The organism is Pseudomonas yamanorum (genome assembly GCF_900105735.1).
Classification (GTDB): Bacteria; Pseudomonadota; Gammaproteobacteria; order Pseudomonadales; family Pseudomonadaceae; genus Aquipseudomonas; species Aquipseudomonas yamanorum.
The window spans coordinates 1,647,207-1,669,213 of sequence record NZ_LT629793.1 but is presented as its reverse complement, the minus strand read 5'-3'; the positions used below and the strand labels follow the sequence as shown (position 1 = coordinate 1,669,213).

The 22,007-nt window shown below is 59.7% G+C and carries 19 protein-coding genes; 10 read left to right on the top strand and 9 right to left on the bottom strand.

The features are described from left to right. Positions 1–61: 61 nt before the first annotated feature. Entirely contained in the window at positions 62–1,546 is a 1,485-nt protein-coding gene (prpD, locus tag BLU46_RS08060) for a 2-methylcitrate dehydratase (RefSeq protein WP_093200475.1), read from the top strand. A gap of 113 nt (positions 1,547–1,659) precedes the next feature. On the opposite strand, the gene BLU46_RS08055 is transcribed toward prpD, so the two are convergent. From BLU46_RS08055 to BLU46_RS08025, 7 genes are all read right to left on the bottom strand, one after another. Beyond that, positions 1,660–2,982, bottom strand: coding sequence for an ABC transporter ATP-binding protein (locus BLU46_RS08055; RefSeq protein ID WP_017479087.1), 1,323 nt, complete (start codon positions 2,980–2,982; stop codon positions 1,660–1,662). A 14-nt stretch (positions 2,983–2,996) separates the two neighbouring features. Next, entirely contained in the window at positions 2,997–4,742 is a 1,746-nt protein-coding gene (locus BLU46_RS08050; protein ID WP_063032381.1) for an ABC transporter permease, read from the bottom strand. Positions 4,743–4,969: 227 nt separating this feature from the next. Further along, complete coding sequence (locus BLU46_RS08045) at positions 4,970–5,698, bottom strand: alanyl-tRNA editing protein (RefSeq protein ID WP_063032379.1); 729 nt, start codon at positions 5,696–5,698, stop codon at positions 4,970–4,972. Between the two features lie 2 nt (positions 5,699–5,700). Beyond that, positions 5,701–6,693 (bottom strand): serine O-acetyltransferase, encoded by a 993-nt coding sequence (locus BLU46_RS08040; RefSeq protein ID WP_093200472.1) that lies wholly within the window; start codon positions 6,691–6,693, stop codon positions 5,701–5,703. Positions 6,694–6,715: 22 nt separating this feature from the next. Continuing rightward, positions 6,716–7,630, bottom strand: coding sequence for a PLP-dependent cysteine synthase family protein (locus BLU46_RS08035; RefSeq protein ID WP_063034033.1), 915 nt, complete (start codon positions 7,628–7,630; stop codon positions 6,716–6,718). A 24-nt stretch (positions 7,631–7,654) separates the two neighbouring features. Continuing rightward, positions 7,655–9,514 (bottom strand): molybdopterin-synthase adenylyltransferase MoeB, encoded by a 1,860-nt coding sequence (moeB, locus tag BLU46_RS08030; RefSeq protein ID WP_093200469.1) that lies wholly within the window; start codon positions 9,512–9,514, stop codon positions 7,655–7,657. Position 9,515: 1 nt separating this feature from the next. Continuing rightward, positions 9,516–10,409: a DMT family transporter gene (locus tag BLU46_RS08025; protein ID WP_167410167.1), complete on the bottom strand. Its 894-nt coding sequence runs from the start codon at positions 10,407–10,409 to the stop codon at positions 9,516–9,518. A gap of 150 nt (positions 10,410–10,559) precedes the next feature. Between BLU46_RS08025 and BLU46_RS08020 the strand changes: the two genes are divergently transcribed. Then, a complete protein-coding gene (locus BLU46_RS08020) occupies positions 10,560–11,984 on the top strand; it encodes an aminotransferase-like domain-containing protein (RefSeq protein ID WP_017479080.1) in 1,425 nt (474 codons plus the stop codon). A gap of 83 nt (positions 11,985–12,067) precedes the next feature. Here BLU46_RS08020 and ppsR read toward each other — a convergent pair whose 3' ends face one another. Then, complete coding sequence (ppsR, locus tag BLU46_RS08015; RefSeq protein ID WP_003215001.1) at positions 12,068–12,886, bottom strand: posphoenolpyruvate synthetase regulatory kinase/phosphorylase PpsR; 819 nt, start codon at positions 12,884–12,886, stop codon at positions 12,068–12,070. A gap of 178 nt (positions 12,887–13,064) precedes the next feature. On the opposite strand from ppsR, the gene ppsA reads away from it, so the two are divergent. The 8 genes from ppsA (at position 13,065) to BLU46_RS07975 (ending at position 21,200) form a co-directional block, all read left to right on the top strand. After that, on the top strand, positions 13,065–15,440 hold the full coding sequence (ppsA, locus tag BLU46_RS08010; RefSeq protein WP_063032371.1) for a phosphoenolpyruvate synthase: 2,376 nt from the start codon (positions 13,065–13,067) through the stop codon (positions 15,438–15,440). Positions 15,441–15,547: 107 nt separating this feature from the next. Further along, positions 15,548–16,537, top strand: a complete 990-nt coding sequence (locus tag BLU46_RS08005) for an alpha/beta fold hydrolase (RefSeq protein WP_093200466.1) — start codon at positions 15,548–15,550, stop codon at positions 16,535–16,537. A 222-nt stretch (positions 16,538–16,759) separates the two neighbouring features. Next, positions 16,760–17,251 carry a ribonuclease E activity regulator RraA gene (gene rraA / locus BLU46_RS08000; RefSeq protein WP_093200463.1) on the top strand — a complete coding sequence of 164 codons (492 nt, stop codon included), beginning with the start codon at positions 16,760–16,762 and terminating at the stop codon, positions 17,249–17,251. A gap of 25 nt (positions 17,252–17,276) precedes the next feature. Continuing rightward, positions 17,277–18,272, top strand: coding sequence for a zinc transporter ZntB (locus tag BLU46_RS07995; protein ID WP_093200460.1), 996 nt, complete (start codon positions 17,277–17,279; stop codon positions 18,270–18,272). 86 nt (positions 18,273–18,358) lie between these two features. Next, complete coding sequence (locus BLU46_RS07990) at positions 18,359–18,604, top strand: hypothetical protein (RefSeq protein WP_003215011.1); 246 nt, start codon at positions 18,359–18,361, stop codon at positions 18,602–18,604. Between the two features lie 2 nt (positions 18,605–18,606). Next, positions 18,607–19,431 (top strand): mechanosensitive ion channel family protein, encoded by an 825-nt coding sequence (locus BLU46_RS07985; RefSeq protein ID WP_008432650.1) that lies wholly within the window; start codon positions 18,607–18,609, stop codon positions 19,429–19,431. Positions 19,432–19,518: 87 nt separating this feature from the next. Continuing rightward, positions 19,519–20,109, top strand: a complete 591-nt coding sequence (gene sigX, locus BLU46_RS07980; RefSeq protein WP_063032363.1) for an RNA polymerase sigma factor SigX — start codon at positions 19,519–19,521, stop codon at positions 20,107–20,109. Between the two features lie 107 nt (positions 20,110–20,216). Next, complete coding sequence (locus BLU46_RS07975; RefSeq protein ID WP_063032361.1) at positions 20,217–21,200, top strand: OmpA family protein; 984 nt, start codon at positions 20,217–20,219, stop codon at positions 21,198–21,200. A 60-nt stretch (positions 21,201–21,260) separates the two neighbouring features. Here BLU46_RS07975 and cobA read toward each other — a convergent pair whose 3' ends face one another. Next, a complete protein-coding gene (gene cobA, locus BLU46_RS07970; RefSeq protein WP_093200456.1) occupies positions 21,261–22,004 on the bottom strand; it encodes a uroporphyrinogen-III C-methyltransferase in 744 nt (247 codons plus the stop codon). Positions 22,005–22,007 lie beyond the last annotated feature (3 nt).

The window sequence follows — 22,007 nt, the reverse complement described above, 5'->3', positions numbered from 1 at the left end:
TATAAAACTTCAACCCTGACCCTGAGGATGGACCACACCTAACCCATTTTGGAGTACTGCCATGAGCGCCAACGTCGACCAGAACAACCGCCCCGACTACGACCAGGTCCTGCAGGACATCGCCGACTATGTCCTGAATTTCAGGATCGAATCCCGCGATGCCCTCGACACCGCCCGCAACTGCCTGATGGACACCCTCGGTTGCGGCCTGCTGGCCCTGCGTTTCCCGGAGTGCACCAAGCACCTGGGGCCGATCGTGGAAGGCACGGTGGTGCCGTTCGGCGCACGGGTGCCGGGCACCTCGTTCCGCCTGGACCCGGTCAAGGCCGCGTGGGACATCGGCTGCATCGTGCGCTGGCTCGACTACAACGACACCTGGCTCGCCGCCGAATGGGGTCATCCCTCGGATAACCTCGGCGGTATCCTCGCGGTCGCCGATCACCTCTCGCAAAAACGCGTGGCCAATGGCGATGCGCCGCTGACCGTGCGGGCCGTGCTGGAGGCGATGATCATGGCCCACGAAATCCAGGGCGTGATCGCCCTGGAAAACTCCTTCAACCGCGTCGGCCTTGACCATGTGTTGCTGGTGAAAGTCGCCTCCACTGCCGTCACCGCAAAACTGATGGGCGCCAACCGTGAGCAACTGCTGTCGGCACTGTCCCAGGCGTTTGTCGATGGCCAGGCGTTGCGCACTTATCGCCATGCGCCGAACGCCGGTTCGCGCAAGTCGTGGGCAGCGGGGGATGCGTCGAGTCGCGGGGTACGGCTGGCCGACATCGCCATGCGTGGCGAGATGGGTATTCCCGGTGTCCTGAGCGCGCCGCAGTGGGGCTTTTATGACGTGCTGTTCAGCCACACCAACAAGGACCTGGCGCTCAAGCCCGAAGACAAGCGCGCCTTCAGCCTGTCCCAGCCCTACGGCACCTATGTGATGGAGAACGTGCTGTTCAAGATCAGCTTTCCTGCCGAGTTCCACGCGCAAACCGCCTGTGAAGCGGCGGTCACCTTGTACCCGCAAATGAAGACTCGCCTGCATGAGATCGACAGGATTGTCATCACCACCCACGAGTCGGCGATTCGCATCATCTCCAAGGTCGGGCAGTTGGCCAATGCGGCCGACCGTGATCACTGCCTGCAATACATGACCGCCGTGCCGCTGGCGTTTGGCAATCTGGTGGCCGAGCAATACGAAGATGAGTTCCACGCGGCCCATCCGATCATTGATGAGCTGCGGAAGAAGATGGTCATCGTCGAAGACCCGCGCTATAGCCGCGAATACCTGGAGGCCGACAAGCGCTCCATCGCCAATGCGGTGCAGGTGTTCTTCAAGGATGGGTCCAGCACCGAACAGGTGGCCGTGGAATACCCGATTGGCCACCGTCGTCGTCGGGTGGATGGCATTCCGTTGCTGGAAGACAAGTTCAAGGCCAACCTGGCGACCCGGTTTACCGCGCAGCGCAGTGCCGAGATTTTTGCCTTGTGCAAGGATCAGGCGAAGCTTGAGGCCACTCCGGTAAACCGGTTTGTAGACCTATTCGTCATCTAAAGAACACCACTGATCAAATGTGGGAGCGGGCTTGCTCGCGAATGCGGAGTGTCAGTCAATACATGTATGGCTGATCCACCGCATTCGCGAGCAAGCCCGCTCCCACATTGAACCTACATGCTGCCTTCCACATCATCCAGGCTGAACGTCTCGGTATGGTCGTCATAGGAGAAAATCTCCGCATACCGTCCCCACGCCACCACGCTTTCGAGGGTTTTCTCCACAAAAGCTTCCGTCATCGAGTCTTCCAGTTCCTGCTCGAAGCGCACCCGTGGCGCCCGATGGCCGCTGCGTTCAAGCAACACTTGGTGAATGCGCGCGGCCAATGGCACGTGGCGGATCAAGTGTTCGGCGAACAGGGTTTTACGCTCCTGGGTGCCGTAGTCGGCAAACAGTTTGCCGGCGTCGGTGAGGGTGATGTCGGCACCCTTGAGCTCGGCGAAGCCCAGATGCTCAAGCATCTCCGCCACAGGGAACAGATCATCGACTTCCAGCAAGCGCCGTTCGGCCACGGTCGGCAGGCCGGCATGGCCATTGTAGGGCTCGGCGGCCAGGGTTTCGATCAAGCCGGCCATGAGGTTGGTGGAGACTTCCGGCAACAGGCTGCCCATTTTCAGCTCAGGCAAACCTCTGCTCGCGTCGGCGCTACGGCGGTCGGTCATCAGGGCATAGATGTCGTCGACCATTTGCCGGAAGGTCGGGTCCAGGCGGTTGCGCGGGTGCGCAAACGGCACCTTGATCTCGGCCACTACCCGTCCAGGGTTGGACGACAGCACCAGGATGCGGTCGCACATCAGCACCGCTTCTTCGATGTTGTGGGTCACGATCAGGATTGATTTGATCGGCAACTGCTTGCCGCTCCACAGATCCAGCAGGTCGGTGCGCAGGGTTTCAGCGGTGAGCACGTCCAGCGCCGAGAACGGTTCGTCCATCAGCAGCAGGGTCGGGTTGACCACCAGTCCGCGGGCGAACCCCACGCGTTGGCGCATGCCGCCGGACAGTTCACGGGGGTAGGCGTTTTCAAAACCGTCCAGGCCGATCAGGTCGATGGCCGCCAGGGCGCGCCTGCGGGTTTCCTTGCGCTCCACCTGCAAGGCTTGCAGGCCTGCTTCAACGTTTTCCAGCACGGTCAGCCACGGGAACAGCGCAAAGGTCTGGAACACCATGGCCACACCTTCGGCCGGGCCGTTGAGCGGCGCGCCGTTGTAGCGTACTTCGCCCGACGACGGCTGGATCAGCCCCGCGATGATGCGCAGCAAGGTCGACTTGCCCGAGCCGGAGCGACCAAGCATGCCGACAATCTCGCCCTCGTGCAGGCTCAAGTCCACGCCGCTGAGGACTTGCAGCTCGTCTTTACCTTTGCCGAACACCCGGTTCACGTTTTTCAACGAGTAGATTTCCGGGGTGTCGGCGGCGTGCTCGGTATAGGTAGTCATCACAGCGAATCCCATCAATTCAGACGAAGTTTGTTTTCAGCCATGGCGTACATCGGCCGCCACACAGCACGGTTGAACGCCACCACGAAGATCGACATCACCACCACGCCCAGGGCGATCTTCGGGAAGTCGCCGGCCGCGGTGGTTTGGGCGATGTAGGCGCCCAGCCCGTGGGCGACCACATTGTCTTGGCCCCAGGACACGTACTCGGACACGATACTGGCGTTCCAGGCACCGCCCGAGGCGGTAATCGCGCCGGTGACGTAGTACGGGAAAATCCCCGGCAGCATCACTTTGCGCCACCACAACCAGCCGCGAATGCGGAAGTTGGCGGCGGCTTCCTTGAAATCATTCGGGAAGGCGCTGGCGCCGGCGATCACGTTGAACAGGATGTACCACTGGGTGCCCAGCACAATCAGCGGGCTCAGCCAGATATCCGGGTTGAGGTTGTAGTGCAGGATCACGATGACGAACACCGGGAACAGCAGGTTCGCCGGGAAGGCCGCGAGGAACTGCGCCAGCGGCTGGATTTTTTCCGCCAGGGCCGGGCGCAAGCCGATCATCACGCCCAGCGGCACCCAGATCAGCGAGGCGATCAGGATCAGGCCAGCCACCCGCAACAGGGTGATCAGGCCCAGCACAAATACATGGCCGACTTCGGCGAGGGTCACTTCGGTGCCGACGTACTGCACGATGTGATACAGCGCATAGGCGGCCAGCAGCGCGATGAGTGCGCCCCACACCCAGTCGATCACTTTTGACGCCCTTGGTGTTTCTGCCGGCAATGCCTTGAGTGCACCGCCCGCCAGGCTGAAGCGTTTGTTGCCAATGCGGCTGATGGCGCGGGTGACAGGCCGCAGGATGCGCTGGACGATGCGCGTGCGCTGGATCAGGTTCAGCAGCCAGGATTGCGGCGCGGCGCCCTGGGAGGCGGTGGTTTCCATGCGGAATTTATCGGCCCAGGCCACCAGCGGGCGGAACAGGAACTGGTCGTACATCAGGATGACGACAATCATCGCCAGGATCACGTAACCCACGGCGTGCAGGTCTTTCTGGGCAATCGCCAGGGCCAGGTACGAACCTACGCCCGGCAAGGTGATGGTCTTGTCGCCGACGGTAATGGCCTCGGAGGCGACCACGAAAAACCAGCCACCGGACATGCTCATCATCATGTTCCACACCAGCCCCGGCATGGCGAAGGGCACGTCGAGCTTCCAGAACCGCTGCCAACCGGAAAGTCGCAGGTTGGTCGACACCTCCACCAGGTCGTGGGGCAGCATGCGCAGCGACTGGTAAAAGCTGAACGTCATGTTCCAGGCCTGGCTGGTGAAAATCGCAAAGATTGCGGCGAACTCCGCGCCGAGCACGCGCCCGGGGAACAGCAGCAGGAAGAACGTTACCGTAAACGAGATGTAGCCCAGTACCGGTACCGATTGCAGGATGTCGAGCACGGGCACCAGCAGTTTTTCGGCGCGCCGGCTTTTGGCGGCCAGGGTGCCGTACAACAGCGTGAACACCAGTGCTGCAACCATCGCCGCCAGCATGCGCATCGTGGTGCGCATCGCGTACTCCGGCAGGTTGGCCGGGTCGAGGGAGATGACTTCACTTTGCAAGGTGGCGATGGGCGCCCAGGTTTCCCGGGCAGTGATGGAGAAAAACAGTAAAAAGCCGATCACCAGGGGCAGGGCGACCAAGTCCCAGCGGTTGGGCAGCAAGCGCAACGTGGACGCAGGGATATAGTGGCGGAACACTCTGTTCATAGGCAGTCAGTCCTGCAGCGTTCAGGTTCAGGGGCGTGATGGGAGTGAGCTTAGCTGCTGCACGAATGACCCACCGAGAAGGAAGGGCGCTGTTTTCGCGAGTCAGGGGCAACGAGGCGTTGCTGGCGGGATTGTACGTTTCTGAATGTTACAAGCACATAAATTTGCTGTCAGTTTCCTGTACGAACGGCGTCTAGGGCGTTGGCACCCTAGCCGCCGCACGGCCGCTATTCGAACCGCAGAATCACCCGGCGGTTGTGCTTGCTCTTCTTCTCGATTTTTTCACAGAACACCCGGCCGATTTCCTCGGTATTGGTCACATGGGTGCCGCCACAGGGCTGGATGTCGATACCGGCAATTTCGATCACCCTTACTGAGCCCTGGATCACCGGTGGTGCCACCGCCTGGGTGCGGGTGATCTGCAGCAGGGTCGAATACTCCGAGGCGGGCATCGACAGGGTTTTTACCGCGTGAGCCTGTTCGATCAAGGCATTGAGGTCGCGGGTGATGCTCTCTTTGTCGAGGGTCATTTCCGGCAGGTCGAAATCCAGGCGGCCCTTGTCGGCACCGATGCTGCAACCGGTCACCGGGGCATCGATGATCGAGCACAGCAAGTGCAGGCAGGTATGCATTTTCATGTGCTGGTAGCGGCGCTCCCAGTCCAGGCTGGCGTCCACCTGCATTCCGGCGACCAGTTGTTCAGGGCACTGTTCTACCTGGTGCCAGATGATTGAGCGCAGCACCGGGTCGCGCACGGTGCCGGTGATGTCGACGCGGCTGCCGTCGGGCAGGATGAAGTGCCCGGTGTCGCCCGGCTGACCGCCACCTGTGGGGTAGAACAGCGTGTGCTCCAGGGCGATCCCCTGTTCGCTGACGGCAATCACCCGCGCACTGAAAGCATTCTGGTAAGGCGCGCTGTCGAACAGCGCGAGGGTTTCCATGGTGTGCACAGACATGTTCAACCTCCGACGATCAGTGGGCTGGCTTGCAGCAGGCGACGAACCATCGCGCTCAAACCAGGGGGAGATAGCAGGGTGATTTCAAATTCGGGCCCGGTCACTTTCAGGTTCAGCGGCAGGCGCGGCGGGTAGGCCGTTGTCTCGATATGGCGCAGGCGGAACTGCAGGTGATGGCGTTCCTTGACCGTCGGCTCCAGCAGCAGGCCGGGCAGGGGATGGAAGTCGGCGTCCAGCACCGTCACTTTGTGACTCGCATTGACCTCGCCTACCACATGCAGGCGTTCGTCGAGGGCAAACGCGCCGAGGTAATTGCTGTGGTCCGACTCATCGTTTTTCTGGAGCTGGATCTGGTTGACCACCTTGACCTTGGTGCCGGCCGGCACGTCCTGGGTGATCACGCAGGATGGGCTGATAAACACGTTGTCGCCGATCAAAACATAACCGAGTACCCGAGCGCCGGCACCGACTTCCACGTTGTTGCCCAACCGTGGGTGACGCTTGCCGTCCGGGTTGTTGGCGATGCCCCGGGCGCCAAGGGTTACGCCGCAGAGGATGTAGCAGTCGTTGCCGATTTCGCAGGTTTCACCGATGACCGTGCCGTAACCGTGGTCCAGCACAAAGCGTCGGCCGATCCGTGCGGCGGGGTGAATTTCGGCGCCGGACAGAATCTTGCCCTGGTTGCTCAGCTTCAGGGCGATGGTGGAAAACACGCCGTTGTTCGTGTCCGGGAAATTCCACACCAGGTGCGCCAGGCGGTAGTACAGCACGGCCTTGAACGAGGCGTAGGACTCCAGGATCAGCTCACCGCGGCCACGGGAGGCCGGGTCGCGCCAGGCATAGGCGATCAGGTCTTCGGCCACCGCCTGGGCCGCTGCCTGGATCAGCGGCGCGAGATGCGCCTCCAGCTGCTTCAACTGCGCAGGCGTAAGCGTGGTGATGAGGTGGGTGAGCAACTCATCGTGCAGCTGTTGCATGTCGATAAAGCCCCCCATGGAGGCACCCCCGCAATAGTTGTTATTCAAAACAGGGCAAATAGCTGTCGGCACTGTCGTAGACCATGGTCAGCACAACGGTATCGGTGGGCAGCTCCGGCGCCAGCTTGGCGATGGCTACCATGTTGGCGGCCGACGACAGCCCGAGGCTGATGGCATCGGTGCGCATGATGCGTTTGATCATATCGAGGCATTCCTGACGCGAGACCTTGAGCATTCCGTCAATGATCGCGACGTTGAGAATGCTCGGGATCAACCCGATGGACAGGCCCTGGATATGGTGCGGCGCGTGGCGGTCGCTGAGCAGGTCACATTCTTCCGGCTCCACCCCCATCACGCGGATTGCCGGCCAGGTGCTCTTGAGGGTTTCGCCGATGCCGGTGATATGGCCGCCGGTGCCGATGCCGCTGACGAAGTAGTCGACCCGCAGCTCGCCGAAGGCGCGGATGATTTCCCGGGCGGTGGTGTCACGGTGGGTCTGCGGGTTGGCGCCGTTGCGCTGCTGGTTGAGCATCACGTAGCTGGGGTTTTCCAGCTGCAGCTCCATGCACTTTTCGCCGTGGGAATTGTTGCCCTGGCGGCTGTCGGACAGCACCACCTTGGCGCCATACAGCCGCAGCAGTTTCTGCTTCTCCGGGCTGTAGTTGTCGGGGATCACCAGCACCACTTTGTAGCCCAGCACGTTGCCGGCCATCACCAGGCCGATGCCGGTGTTGCCGCCGCTGGGTTCGATGATGGTTTGCCCGGAGCCGCGAATCAGAATGCCCCGGCGCTCGGCGTCGAGGATCATCCCCAGGGCGATGCGCGCCTTGTGGCTGCCACCGGGGTTGAGGGATTCCAGCTTGGCGTAGACCTCAATGCCAAGGTCTTCGGAAAACTGTTCCAGGCGCACGATGGGCGTTTGGCCAATGGCGTCGAGTATCGAGTTATGCAACATCAAGTAAGAACCCATGGCCGCTGATCAGTACAAAGGCATGTCGGGTTCGACGTCGCGAACCCAGTGTTTCATGCCACCTTGCAGTACTTTGGTGTTGACGAATCCGGCGGCCAGCAACGTGCTGGCGGCTTGCTCCGCGCGGGTTCCGGCGTAGCAGATGAGGTAGTGGGTGTTGTCACGGCTGAGGTTGGCGAGTTGCCCGTCGAGTTCGGCCAGCGGGATATGCACCACCCCCGGCAATTTGCACACTTCCAGCTCGCTGGCGTCGCGCACATCCAGCAGTACGTCGGCCTTACTGTGTTGTTCCAGCAGTTGCTTGAGCACCCGAGGCTTGATGTAGCGCTCTTCGGCCAGGGACGGTTGGCTTGGCATCGCATCGGCGCAGACGGCGGGTGCGATGCTTTGGGTGTGGCGCAGTTCGGAACAGCACGGGCAGTCGGCGCGGCGCTTGAAGCGGATCTCGCTGAACTTCATCGCCAGCGCATCAAAGCGCATCAGCCGGCCCGAGAGTGGTTCGCCAATGCCGATCAACAGCTTGATCGCCTCGGTGGCCTGGATCATCCCGACCACCCCGGGCAATACGCCGATGACACCGCCGGCGCTGCAGTTGGGCGCCAGTTCCGCCGGCGGTGCCTGGGGAAATAGGCAGCGATAGCACGGCCCGCCTTTATAGTTGAGCACGCTGATCTGCCCGTCGAAGCGATAGATGGCGCCGTACACCAACGGCTTGCCCAACTGCACGCAAGCGTCGTTGACCAGGTAGCGGGTTTCGAAATTGTCGGTGCCGTCGATCACCAGGTCATAGGCGCCCACCAGTTCCAGGGCGTTGTCGGTGTTGAAGGCGGTGTCGTAGGTGTTGATCTGGATGTGGCTGTTGAGGTCCTGCAAGCGTTGCTTGGCGGACTCCACCTTGGGCAGGCCCAGGGTGCTGTTGCCGTGGACGATCTGGCGTTGCAGGTTGCTGCTTTCCACCACGTCGAAATCCACCAGCCCTAGGGTGCCGATGCCGGCCGCCGCCAGGTACAGGCTGATGGGCGAACCGAGGCCGCCGGTGCCGATGATCAGCACCTTGGCTTTCTTCAGGTTCAGTTGGCCTTCGCGGCCGACGCCGGGCAGGGTGATGTGGCGCACGTAGCGCTGCACTTCCTCGTTGCTCAGTTGGTCGACGTCCATGCCGCCGGAGGTGGCCAGCAGCACTTCGATTTTGGCCTTTTCGGGCAACCGGTCGTTGGCGTCGATCAGTTCCTCTTCGGCGGTGAAAAGGAAGTGTTCCTTGAGCTGGTTATTCTCGTAGAGCAGGTGCGCCCGCAATTGCGGGTGCTCGATGCAGAGGTTTTCAATGACTTCGCGCAATGTCGATCCGGCACCCTCGAGGGTCGATGCTGGCAGCTTGGCCACGCGGACCAGGATGTCGGGGAAAGAGACAGCGTTCATGCACAACTCCGTTTGCAGGTCGTTGAAGGGGGTTTGGGCGAAGCGCTTGCCATCCCAGGCAAACAGTTTTGAACCTTGGGTCTTGCCCTGGCGAACATCGACCACCAGGTAACTTACGGGGTAGATCGGCTCGCCCATGAAGAGGGCCTTGTCCTGGTCTTCGTCGCTGAAATACGCGCCGACGTCAGGGTGGGAGTGGTAGATCACCACCACCGGGTTATCACTGCGAAACGCCTTATTCATCATCAGCGTGTCGGCCACCGAAAAGGTGTAACCGTTGGCTGCACTGCGTGAATACATCTCGGGGTTCTTGCGGTGCAGCTCGTTCTGGATGTTGCTGCCCAGGTGCACGGTGCCATCGGCGAAAACGAAACCGCAGCATTCCTCGGGGTAGCTGCGGTCGGCTTGGGCGTAAACCTGCTCCAGGGCGGTTGGGCTCAGGACCTTCATCTCAGTTTTTCTTCGCCAGGAGCTTTTCGATGGGCAGCTTGGTGATGGCAAAACCGGCTAGCAGGATCGCCGAATACATCATCAGGTCCTTGGAGATCTGCACGCCTTCGTACCAGGCACCGATGATCACCGCGAACACCGGGAAGATGATGAACACGAAGGACAAAATGATCGGGCTCAGGCGCTTGAGCAGCATGAAATACACGATAAACCCGCCCACCGACGCCACCAGGCCAAGGTAGAACAGCGCACTCCAGGAGCGCAGAGTGATGTCTTCGAACGTCGGGGTTTCAAACCACAGCCCGGCGACAAACAGCATCAGCCCGGCGATGCCGATGGGCAGGGTGTTGTAGGTGATCACGCTGATGGCGCTGCCTTGTTTCTTGGTAATCACGTAGCACAAGGCATGCATGATCGCGGCGGCCAGGATTGCCAGCACCCCGAAGAACTCGGCATGGTCCAGGTGCAGGCCCTGGCTCTTGATGATCATGTACAGGCTGCCGAAACCGATGGCGATACCGACCACTTGGGAAAAGTAGATGCGCTCGCGCAGGAACAGCGCGGAGAAAATCAGGATAAACACCGGCATGCAGCTGAACAGCAGCGCGGTGAGTCCGGACGAGACATGCATCTCGCCGTAGTTGAGCAAGTAATACGGAACGCTGAAGTAGGACAGCGTCACAAACACGAAGAACCAGCGGCTTTCCCGGGGAAACAGAATCGGCTCGCGGCGCACCCAGGCGAAACACAGGAACAGCGGAAACGCGATCAAGAACCGCAGCCCGGCAGAGGTCAGCGGCGGTACGCTCTCCACGGCGATCTTGATGCCCAGCCAGGTGGTGCCCCAGCTCAGGCACACGATCAGGAACATCACACTGGTTATCAGCCCAGCCAACCACTGCTTGTGAGTTTTTGTTTTTTCAGCATTTTCGAGAACGGCGGACATTGGCATCGTGACATTGCTTCCATGAGACCGAATTGACCTCTATATTGAGTGCCTTAATTCGGTGATTGAACCCGTAAAAGCACACTATTAGGGCGAAAGATGGCTGTCAAAACAAATATTGACATGGTGTCAATTATGCGAGAAGGACTCTCCAACGGGCAGGGCGTGAAGTACAAGCGCCTGTCCGATGTCATGGAGCGGGGCATTCTTGAAGGCTTGATTGAACCGGGAAGAAAGCTGCCGCCTCATCGAGTGCTTTCCGACAATCTTGGGGTCACTATCGGCACCATCAGCCGAGCCTACGGTGAGCTGGAGCGGCTGGGGCTGGTGGTGGCGCGCGTGGGTGACGGCACCTTCGTGCGCAAGCGTGGGATGGAACGCCAGCGGGATGAAGGCTTTCGCAACTTCAGCGACGAGCCGCGGCAGTACTTTGATATGAGCCGCAACATGCATATCCCGGGGCAGGAAACCACGTTCCTGGCCCAGAGCTTTCAGACGCTGGCCACTAACGCCAAGTTTTTGCAGGACATCAGTGCCTACACTCCGGATGCCGGCCTGCCGCGCTACCGGGCAGCGGGTGCCCAGTGGCTGGTGCAGCGGGACTTCCATCCGATTCCCGAGCAAGTGATCTGCGTGAACGGTGGCCAGCATGGGCTGCTGTGCGCACTGATGGCACTGTTACGGGCGGGGGACACGGTGGTCACCGAACAGTTGACCTACCCGGGGCTGATCACCGCCGCGCGCATGCTGGGAATACGCCTGATCGGCCTGGAAATGGATGAAGAAGGGTTGTTGCCAGGGGCGCTGGATGAAGTCTGTCGCAATCACCGGGTTTCGGCGTTGTACTGCACGCCGACCATCCAGAATCCTACGACAGCGGTGCTGTCGGTCGCGCGCCGTGAGGCGCTGGTCAAGGTCTGCCGCGAGCACAACCTGCTGATTCTTGAGGACGAGGCCCACGGTGTGCTGGTGGAAGACCGCCCGCCGCCCCTGAGCCATTTCGCCCCGGAGCGTACGATTCTGATCAGCAGCCTGAGCAAGGCGGTGTCGGCGGGGTTGCGAGTTGGGTACGTACACGCACCGCCGGCGCTGGTCAGCCGGATTTCTGCGGCCTTGCGTTCCACCTGTTGGATGGCCACGCCGGTCACCCTGGAATTGGCCACGCAGTGGATCGAGAACGGCACGGCAGAACACCTGCTGCACCAGCAGATTCAGGAAATCAGCCGCCGCAAGGCGTTGGTTGAAGGGTTGTTGATCGGGCTGGAGTACCGCACTCACCTGAACAGCCCGCACTTCTGGATCGAAGTCCCGGAGCCGTGGCGCGCGTCGGAAATCGAGGCGGAGTTGAAGCAGAACAATTACCTGATCGCGACAGCCGAGGCGTTTGCGGTGGGGCAGACGGCGGTGCCGCAGTTTATCCGGGCGAGTATCTGCAATACGTCGGGAGATGATCAGTTGCTGCTGGATGGGTTTGATGCACTGGCGACGGCGTTGGGGCAGGGTGGAGGGCGGTTTCACCTGTGAACCCGACAGCTTGTTGTGAACAGGCCTCTGTGGCGAGGGAGCAAGCTCCCTCGCCACACAAGCACCTTGGCCAGAGAGCGTATTTACTTAAACCGCCGCTCCACCCCTTTCTCCACCAGAATCTTCGCCGAAATCTCTTCCACCGAAAAATGCGTGGAATTGATGTGCGCAATATTTTCCCGGCGGAACAGGTTTTCCACTTCCCTCACTTCAAATTCGCACTGCGCATAGCTGGAGTAACGGCTATTGGGCTTGCGCTCATTGCGGATCGCCGTCAGCCGGTCCGGGTCAATGGTCAGCCCGAACAGCTTGTGCTGGTGCGCGCGCAGGGCGCTCGGCAGTGTCAGGTGCTCCATGTCGTCTTCGGTCAGCGGGTAGTTGGCCGCGCGAATCCCGAATTGCATGGCCATATAAAGGCAGGTCGGCGTCTTGCCGCAGCGGGACACGCCCACCAGGATCAAATCAGCCTTGTCGTAGTAGTGGGTGCGGGCGCCGTCGTCGTTGTCGAGGGCAAAGTTCACCGCCTCGATCCGCTCCATATAGTTGGAGTTGTGGCCGATGGAGTGAGATTTTCCGACGGAGTATGACGAATGTTCACTTAACTCTTGTTCCAGCGGCGCCAGGAAGGTAGAGAAGATGTCGATCATGAAACCATTGGAGGTGGCGAGGATCTCACGAATGTCCTGATTGACGATGGTGTCGAAAATGATCGGACGAAATCCGTCTTTTTCGGCGGCCAGATTGATTTGTTGTACCATGGCCCGCGCTTTATCCACGCTATCGATATAGGGTCGCGTGAATTTGCTGAAGGTAATGTTTTCGAACTGCGCCAGCAGGCTTTGACCCAGGGTTTCGGCTGTAATGCCGGTGCCGTCGGAGATAAAGAAAGCAGATCGTTTCATTTGAGCCTTGGGCCTTAAGCTGATGACGAATCTTGGATATGATAGGCGCGATTTTGCCGTCCCGCAGTGGGCCGCATTCTCACTTATTTTCCAGGTCCAGGCCACAAACGCCGGTAACTGCTCCTACTGAGCCGCCGGCGTCCTGAGCTTTTCCAACACAGAAAGTGGAGAGATCACCTTGGTAGAGTACGTAGTTTCCCTCGATAAGCTCGGCGTCCATGATGTAGAGCACGTAGGGGGCAAGAACGCATCCCTGGGCGAGATGATCAGTAATCTTGCGGGCGCCGGTGTATCGGTGCCAGGTGGTTTTGCCACCACCGCCCAGGCTTACCGTGATTTCCTCGAGTTGAGCGGCCTCAACGATCAGATCCACGCCGCCCTCGATGCGTTGGACGTCGATGACGTCAACGCCCTGGCCAAGACCGGTGCCCAGATCCGTCAATGGATCATGGAAGCCGAGTTCCCCGAGAAGCTCAACGCCGAGATCCGCACCGCGTTTGCCACGCTGTCGGCCGGTAACCCGGACATGGCCGTCGCCGTGCGCTCCTCGGCCACCGCCGAAGACTTGCCAGACGCCTCCTTTGCCGGCCAGCAGGAAACCTTCCTGAACATCCGCGGCGTGGAAAACGTGATCCGCGCGGCCAAGGAAGTATTTGCCTCCCTCTTTAACGATCGCGCCATTTCCTACCGCGTACACCAGGGTTTCGACCACAAGCTGGTGGCCCTGTCTGCCGGTGTGCAGCGCATGGTGCGTTCGGAAACCGGCACCGCCGGCGTGATGTTCACCCTGGACACTGAATCGGGCTTCCGCGACGTGGTGTTCATCACCGGCGCCTACGGCCTCGGCGAAACCGTCGTACAAGGCGCGGTGAACCCGGACGAATTCTACGTCCACAAACACACCCTTGAAGCCGGCCGCCCGGCCATCCTGCGCCGCAACCTGGGCAGCAAGGCGATCAAGATGATCTACGGCGACGAGGCCAAGGCCGGTCGCTCGGTGAAAACCGTTGATGTCGACAAGGCCGAACGCGCGCGTTTCTGCCTGACCGACGCCGAAGTCAGCGAGTTGGCCAAGCAAGCGATGATCATCGAGAAGCACTACAAGTGTCCGATGGACATCGAATGGGCCAAAGACGGCGACGACGGCAAGCTGTACATCGTTCAGGCCCGTCCTGAAACCGTGAAGAGCCGCACTTCGGCCAACGTCATGGAACGCTACCTGTTGAAAGAAACCGGCACCGTGCTGGTGGAAGGCCGTGCCATTGGCCAGCGCATCGGCGCCGGCAAGGTGCGGATCATCAAGGACGTGTCCGAGATGGACAAGGTCCAGCCTGGCGACGTACTGGTCTCCGACATGACCGACCCGGACTGGGAACCGGTGATGAAACGCGCCAGCGCCATCGTCACCAACCGTGGCGGGCGCACCTGCCACGCGGCGATCATCGCCCGTGAACTGGGTATTCCGGCAGTGGTGGGCTGCGGCAACGCGACCCAACTGTTGAAAGACGGCCAGGGCGTGACCGTATCCTGCGCGGAAGGCGACACCGGCTTTATCTTCGAAGGTGAGCTGGGCTTCGACATCAAGCAAAACTCCATCGACGCCATGCCGGACCTGCCGTTCAAGATCATGATGAACGTCGGCAACCCGGACCGCGCCTTCGACTTCGCGCAGTTGCCGAACGCCGGTGTGGGCCTGGCCCGCCTGGAGTTCATCATCAACCGCATGATCGGCGTGCACCCCAAGGCGTTGTTGAACTACGACGGCCTGCCGCCGGACATCAAGGAAAGCGTCGACAAGCGCATCGCCGGCTACAACGACCCGGTGGGCTTCTACGTCGAGAAACTGGTGGAAGGCATCAGCACCCTGGCGGCGGCGTTCTACCCGAAAAAGGTCATCGTGCGGCTGTCGGACTTCAAGTCCAACGAATACGCGAACCTGATCGGCGGCAAGCTCTACGAGCCGGAAGAAGAAAACCCGATGCTGGGCTTCCGTGGCGCCTCGCGTTACATCAGCGAAGCCTTCCGCGACTGCTTCGAGCTGGAATGCCGTGCTCTCAAGCGCGTGCGCAACGAAATGGGCCTGACCAACGTCGAAATCATGGTGCCGTTCGTACGCACCCTGGGTGAGGCAAGCCAAGTGGTGGACCTGCTGGCTGAAAACGGCCTGTCCCGTGGCGAGAACGGCCTGCGCGTCATCATGATGTGCGAGTTGCCGTCCAACGCCATCCTGGCCGAAGAGTTCCTGGAGTTCTTCGACGGCTTCTCCATCGGCTCCAACGACCTGACTCAGCTGACCCTGGGCCTGGACCGCGACTCGGGGATCATTGCCCACCTGTTTGACGAGCGTAACCCTGCGGTCAAGAAGCTGTTGGCCAACGCCATCCAGGCGTGCAACAAGGCTGGCAAGTACATCGGGATCTGCGGCCAAGGCCCTTCCGATCACCCGGACCTGGCCAAATGGCTGATGGAACAGGGCATCGAAAGCGTCTCGTTGAACCCCGATTCCGTACTGGAAACCTGGTTCTTCCTGGCTGAAGGCCAAACGCCGGCGTAAAACGCAGCACCCAAAAGTGCCGGTCAACCTTGCGGTTGGCCGGCATTTCTCATTCTGTACAGGGCGGAACTCCTTCCGGACGCCGCCCTTTTTTGTGCAAGAGCATTATGCAAAGCAGCAGCAACCTGTTTCCCGTCGCCTTGATCAGCGCTGAGCGTCGTGGCGACCTGAGTGAAGACGTGTATCGGCTGAAACCCGGCAACAGCCCCGACGGCACTGTCGAGCTGGCCGTGACCCGCCTGGGCCTGGCTGATGTCCCGGAAAACCGGGGCGTGCCGGTGGTTTTGTTGCACGGCAGTTTCTCCAACCGACGCTTCTGGTATTCGCCCAAGGGCATCGGCCTGGGTGCCTACCTGGCGCGCGAGGGGTTCGACGTCTGGATCCCGGAAATGCGCGGCCATGGGCTGTCCCGGCGTAATCAGGCCTATGCCAAAAATCGCGTCGCCGACTATGCGCGCTACGATTTGCCGGCTATTGCGGCCTTTGTGCGTGAGCAAAGCGGGCAGATTCCCCACTGGATCGGGCATTCCCTGGGTGGCACGACCTTGGCTGCCGCCTTGGGTGGACAGCATCTGGGCGCGCCGGCGGTGGCCTCGGTGGCGCTGTTTGGCTGCCAGGTCAGCCGCACCCATTGGCCGTTGAAACTGCCACCGGTGGAATGGACCGGCCGGCTGCTCTTGAAGCGTTTTGGCGAGTTGTCTGGCTCCCGGCTGAAACGTGGCCCAGAGGACGAGCCGGCGGGCGTTTTGATTGAAGCCATGCGCTGGAATGGTCTGTTCGGCCGTTTTGGCGAAGGGAAGCAGGACTGGTGGAAAGGCCTGGCAGATGTTGACGTGCCGCTATTGGCGGTGAGCGCTGCCGGCGATCACCAAGACCCGGACTGGGCCTGTCGCAAGCTCTTCGAACAGATCGGCTCCGAGCATCGCCAGTACCTGTGCCTGGGGCGTCAGCAAGGGTTCAGCGGGGATTTCGGGCATGTTGAGATGCTTGTCAGCAAGGCCGCACAGGCTGAGGTGTGGCCGTTAGTGAGGCGTTGGTTGAACGATCCGCTCACACCTTTGATGGAGGCGCAGTCTCAGGAACTCGCAGCAGTTTGAGCGCAAGGCTCTATCAGGGGCGTTTCGCTTGTTTGCCGTAGCGGCTAAGATATGACGCGTTGGGTGGTTCTGGTCATATTCAGTCGCGCAGTGGGTCTTGCGTTGCTGTCCGATGGGCCCGACTATTCGACCCGGATTAAAGAACCTTCACGGCAAAGCGTTTCCAGATGTAAGTAAACAGTGGGATGTTTGACACCTTCTTTCACCTACAGGAGTTTCTCGATGAACCATTACCTTACCCCCGACCTGTGCGATGCCTACCCGGAGCTGGTGCAGGTGGTTGAGCCGATGTTCAGCAATTTCGGCGGCCGAGACTCCTTTGGTGGCGAGATCGTGACCATCAAGTGCTTTGAAGACAATTCCCTGGTCAAGGAACAAGCCGAACTCAACGGCACCGGCAAGGTGCTGGTGGTCGATGGCGGTGGTTCCCTGCGCCGCGCGTTGCTGGGCGACATGATCGCCGAGAAAGCCGCGAAAAACGGCTGGGAAGGGCTGGTGATCTACGGCTGCATCCGTGATGTCGACGTGATCGCCCAAACCGACCTGGGCGTGCAGGCCCTGGCCAGCCATCCAATGAAGACTGACAAGCGCGGTATCGGCGATTTGAACGTGGCGGTGACATTCGCCGGCGTTACTTTCCGCCCGGGTGAGTACGTGTACGCTGACAATAACGGCGTGATCGTGTCCCCCAGCCCACTGAAAATGCCTGAATAAACAGCAGTAGCCGACAGGGGTGAGGATGTTCGAGGAAGAAAACGCGCAGTGGGGGCTGGTGCATGCCCTGGTGCTGGACGGTAAAGGTGGTGCGCGTTCGCTTGCCCGGACAGAGCTTGATGAGCTGCAACTGCAGCCTCAGGAAAGCCTGTGGCTGCATTGGGACCGTAGTCACCCGCAGACCCAGACCTGGTTGCGCAAATCCAGTGGCTTGAGCGAGTTCGCCTGTGACCTGCTGCTGGAGGAGAACACCCGTCCGCGCCTGTTGCCACTGCCGGACGCTGAGCTGCTGCTGTTTTTACGCGGGGTGAACCTCAATCCCGGCGCCGAACCGGAAGACATGGTCTCGGTGCGGATCTTTGCCTCGGCAGCGCGGGTGATTTCCCTGCGCTTGCGCCCGTTGCGCGCCACCGACGAGTTGCTGGTGCAACTGGCGGATGGCAAGGGGCCGAAGACGTCCTCGGAACTGGTCCTTTATATGGCGCAGTACCTGACCAACAAGGTTCAGGATCTGGTCAGTGACCTGTCCGAAATCGTCGATATCGAAGAAGAAAAACTGGATGCCGACGAACGGTATACCCCGGAGCATGGCAGCGTTTTGCAGATCCGTCGGCGTGCCGCCGGGCTGAAACGTTTCCTGTCGCCGCAGCGGGATATTTTCGCGCAGTTGACCCGGATCAAGTTGCCCTGGTTCTGTGACGACGATGCTGACTACTGGAACGAATTGAACAACAGCCTGACCCGTTACCTGGAAGAGCTGGAATTGGCTCGGGAGCGCGTGGGGCTTGTGCTTGAGACCGAAGACCGGCGTTTGAGCCTGCGCATGAACCGCACCATGTACCGCTTCGGGATCATCACCGGGATCTTCCTGCCGATGAGTTTTCTCACCGGTTTGCTGGGGATCAATGTGGGGGGGATTCCGTTCTCTTCCAGCCCTTATGGATTCCTGATTGCCTGCCTGATGATGGTCTCGGTGGCGCTTGGGCAGTGGTGGTTGTTTCGACGGTTACGTTGGGTTTGAGCTGAATGTGACCTGAACATGGAAAGAGGTCATGTGACCCGAAGAATTTTACCCTCGTCTTTTAAATCACTTGCGAGAGGTCTTTTATGCACGATCCGTTCGAACAGTCTTTGCGTGACATGCTGAATGCCTCGCCGTCCAACCGGGACGACGATGCTTGCTTGGGTCGCGTTTTGAAAACCGCCAACCGCCAGGTCGGGGCGGGGGACCTGTTCGGTCTGCTTGGTCGCTGGTTGCCGGCGTTGATGATGGCCTTGAACAATGGTTCGGCCCATGTTTCACCGGTTTCCCGTCGTAAACCTCTTGCTCGCACTGCTGATAAGGCTGAATGAATATGGAACTCGATCTCTGGACTCAGAGTCTGGTAACTGCAATGACTGCGTTGTGGACCAAGGTGGCGAATTTCATTCCCAACCTGTTTGGTGCACTGGTGGTGGTGCTGCTGGGTTTCGTCGTGGCCAAGCTGCTCGACACCCTGCTCTCCAAATTGCTGGCTAAACTGGGTCTTGATCGATTGATGGGTGGTACCGGCCTGACCAAGATTCTGGGGCGTGCCGGGTTGCAGGTACCGATCTCGACATTGATCGGCAAGATCGTTTATTGGTTTGTTTTGCTGATTTTTCTGGTTTCTGCGGCTGAATCCCTTGGACTTGAGCGAGTTTCAGCTACTCTCGACATGCTGGCGCTGTATTTGCCGAAGGTATTCGGTGGCGCGCTGGTGTTGCTGGTAGGGGTTTTGCTGGCACAACTGGCCAATGGCCTGGTGCGCGGTGCGGCTGAAGGCGTAGGGCTGGATTACGCCAGTGGCTTGGGTCGAATTGCCCAGGGCCTGGTGATTATTATCAGTATTTCGGTCGCGATCAGCCAGTTGGAGGTCAAAACTGACCTGCTGAACCACGTGATTGTGATTGTTTTGATTACCGTTGGTCTGGCCGTTGCGCTGGCCATGGGGTTGGGAAGCCGGGAAATTGCCGGGCAGATTCTTGCGGGAATCTATGTGCGTGAGCTATATCAGGTTGGGCAACAAGTGCGTGTGGGCGAGGTCGAAGGGCAGATCGAGGAGATCGGCACGGTCAAGACGACAGTGCTGACGGATGATGGCGAACTGGTGTCGCTTTCAAACCGGATCTTGCTGGAACAGCATGTGACTAGCCGCTAACCCGGCGAATCCTGCTAATGTACGCCGCCGCGAACCTGGGTATCCAGGCTGTGGCGGACATTGACCTGACTGTCGGCACGATTTGTTTTGAATAAAGCCCAAACGCTGTCCACGCGCTATGACCCCCGTGAGCTCTCTGATGAGGAGTTGGTCGCGCGCTCGCACACGGAGCTGTTTCACGTAACACGCGCGTATGAAGAATTGATGCGCAGGTATCAACGCACTCTGTTCAACGTTTGTTCAAGGTATTTAGGGAACGATAGAGATGCGGATGATGTCTGTCAGGAAGTGATGCTCAAGGTGCTATACGGCCTGAAGAACTTCGAGGGCAAATCGAAGTTCAAGACATGGCTCTACAGCATCACGTACAACGAGTGCATCACGCAGTATCGGAAGGAACGGCGAAAGCGTCGCTTGATGGACGCTTTGAGTCTGGACCCCCTTGAGGAAGCGTCTGAAGAGAAGACGCCAACCTCGGAAGAAAAGGGCGGACTCGATCGCTGGTTGGTGCATGTGAATCCGATTGACCGGGAAATTCTGGTGCTACGATTTGTCGCAGAGCTGGAGTTTCAGGAAATCGCTGACATCATGCATATGGGTTTGAGTGCTACAAAAATGCGTTACAAACGCGCTCTTGATAAATTACGTGAGAAATTTGCGGGCAGTACTGAAACTTAGTGCGTGGCAAATATCTCTTACGTGTAGGCAAGTTCTGTTAGACTTGTCGCCGAGTTGTCCCCCGGTATGTGGGACTGCTTTACAATCACCAGATGGGGATTTAACGGATGAAACTGAAAAACACCTTGGGCTTGGCCATTGGTACTCTTATTGCTGCTACTTCCTTCGGCGCTCTGGCACAAGGTCAAGGCGCAGTTGAAGGCCAGCTGTTCTACAAAAAGCAGTTCAACGATAGCGTCAAGCATATCGAAGACGGCTACAATCCTGGCGCAAGCATCGGTTACTTCCTGACCGACGACGTGTCGATCAACCTGAACTACGACACTACCAACCACACCCGTTCGAACGACGGTACTGGCAACCAGAAGATCAAAGGTGATACCGGCAGCGTTACTGCCCAGTACCACTTCGGTCAAGCTGGCGTCGACTCCCTGCGTCCATACGTAGAGGGCGGTTTCGGCCACCAGAGCCGTACCAACGTACAGGCTGATGGTCACAGCGGTCGCGATCAGTCGACTCTGGCTATCGCTGGCGCTGGTGTGAAGTACTACTTCACCGACAACCTGTTCGCACGTGCTGGCGTTGAAGCTGACTACGCTATCGACAACGGCAAGTGGGATTACTCCGCACTGGTTGGCCTGGGCGTAAACTTCGGCGGCAACGCTGGTAAAACTGCTCCAGCTCCTACCCCAGCACCAGCTCCAGAGCCAACTCCAGAGCCAGAAGCTCCGGTTGCTCAGGTTGTTCGTGTTGAGCTGGACGTGAAGTTCGACTTCGACAAGTCGGTTGTTAAGCCTAACAGCTACGGCGACGTGAAAAACCTCGCTGACTTCATGAAACAGTACCCACAAACCACCACCGTTGTTGAAGGTCACACTGACTCCGTCGGTCCTGACGCTTACAACCAGAAGCTGTCCCAGCGTCGTGCTGACGCTGTTAAGCAAGTCCTGGTCAAAGACGGTATTGCTCCTAACCGTGTAAGCTCGGTTGGTTATGGCAAATCCCGCCCAGTTGCTGACAACGCAACTGAAGCTGGCCGTGCTATCAACCGTCGCGTAGAAGCCTCGGTAGAAGCACAAGCAGCTCAGTAATTACTGAGTTGTAGAAAAAAGCCCGGCTTAGGCCGGGCTTTTTTTCGCCTGTAATTTACCTCAGGCGGTGGCGCTGGCCAGGGCCTCAACCGCCTGTGTCGCCTGGGCAACCCTGCCAATCACCAGGATCGCCGGGCTCTTGAGCGCAAATTCGTGCGCATCTTCCTGCATCCGGGAAAGACTGCTGCGGCACTCACGCTGATGTGGCAACGAGGCGTTTTCAATCATCGCCACGGGCATGTCATCGCTCATGCCACCTTCCAGCAACTGCTGGCGAATCTCCCCCAGCTTCGCCACGCCCATATAGATCACCAGCGTCGTGCCGCCCTCGGCAAGTGCCCGCCAATTGAGGCTGCTGTCGTCCTGAGTGTGGGCCGTAACCAGCGTGACGCCTCGGCTGACACCCCGCAACGTCAGTGGGATATCACAGTTCGTTGCCCCGGCCAGTCCCGCCGTAATGCCGTTGACCAACTCCACGGTCACCCCTTGCTGCCTGAGCCACGCCGCCTCTTCGCCGCCGCGACCGAAAATGCACGGATCGCCACCCTTGAGCCGCACCACGCATTTGCCTTGTCGGGCATAGCGCAACATCAGGCGATGGATAAACGCCTGCGGCGTGGAACGACAGCCGCCGCGCTTACCCACGGTGATCAGCCGTGCAGTGGGGCAATGCTCCAGTAGCGCCGGGTTGACCAGGTCATCGATCAGCACCACATCGGCCTCCCGCAGGGCTCTCACTGCCTTGAGTGTCAGCAGCTCCGGATCGCCGGGACCTGCGCCCACCAGCCAGACTTTTGCGCTCATATG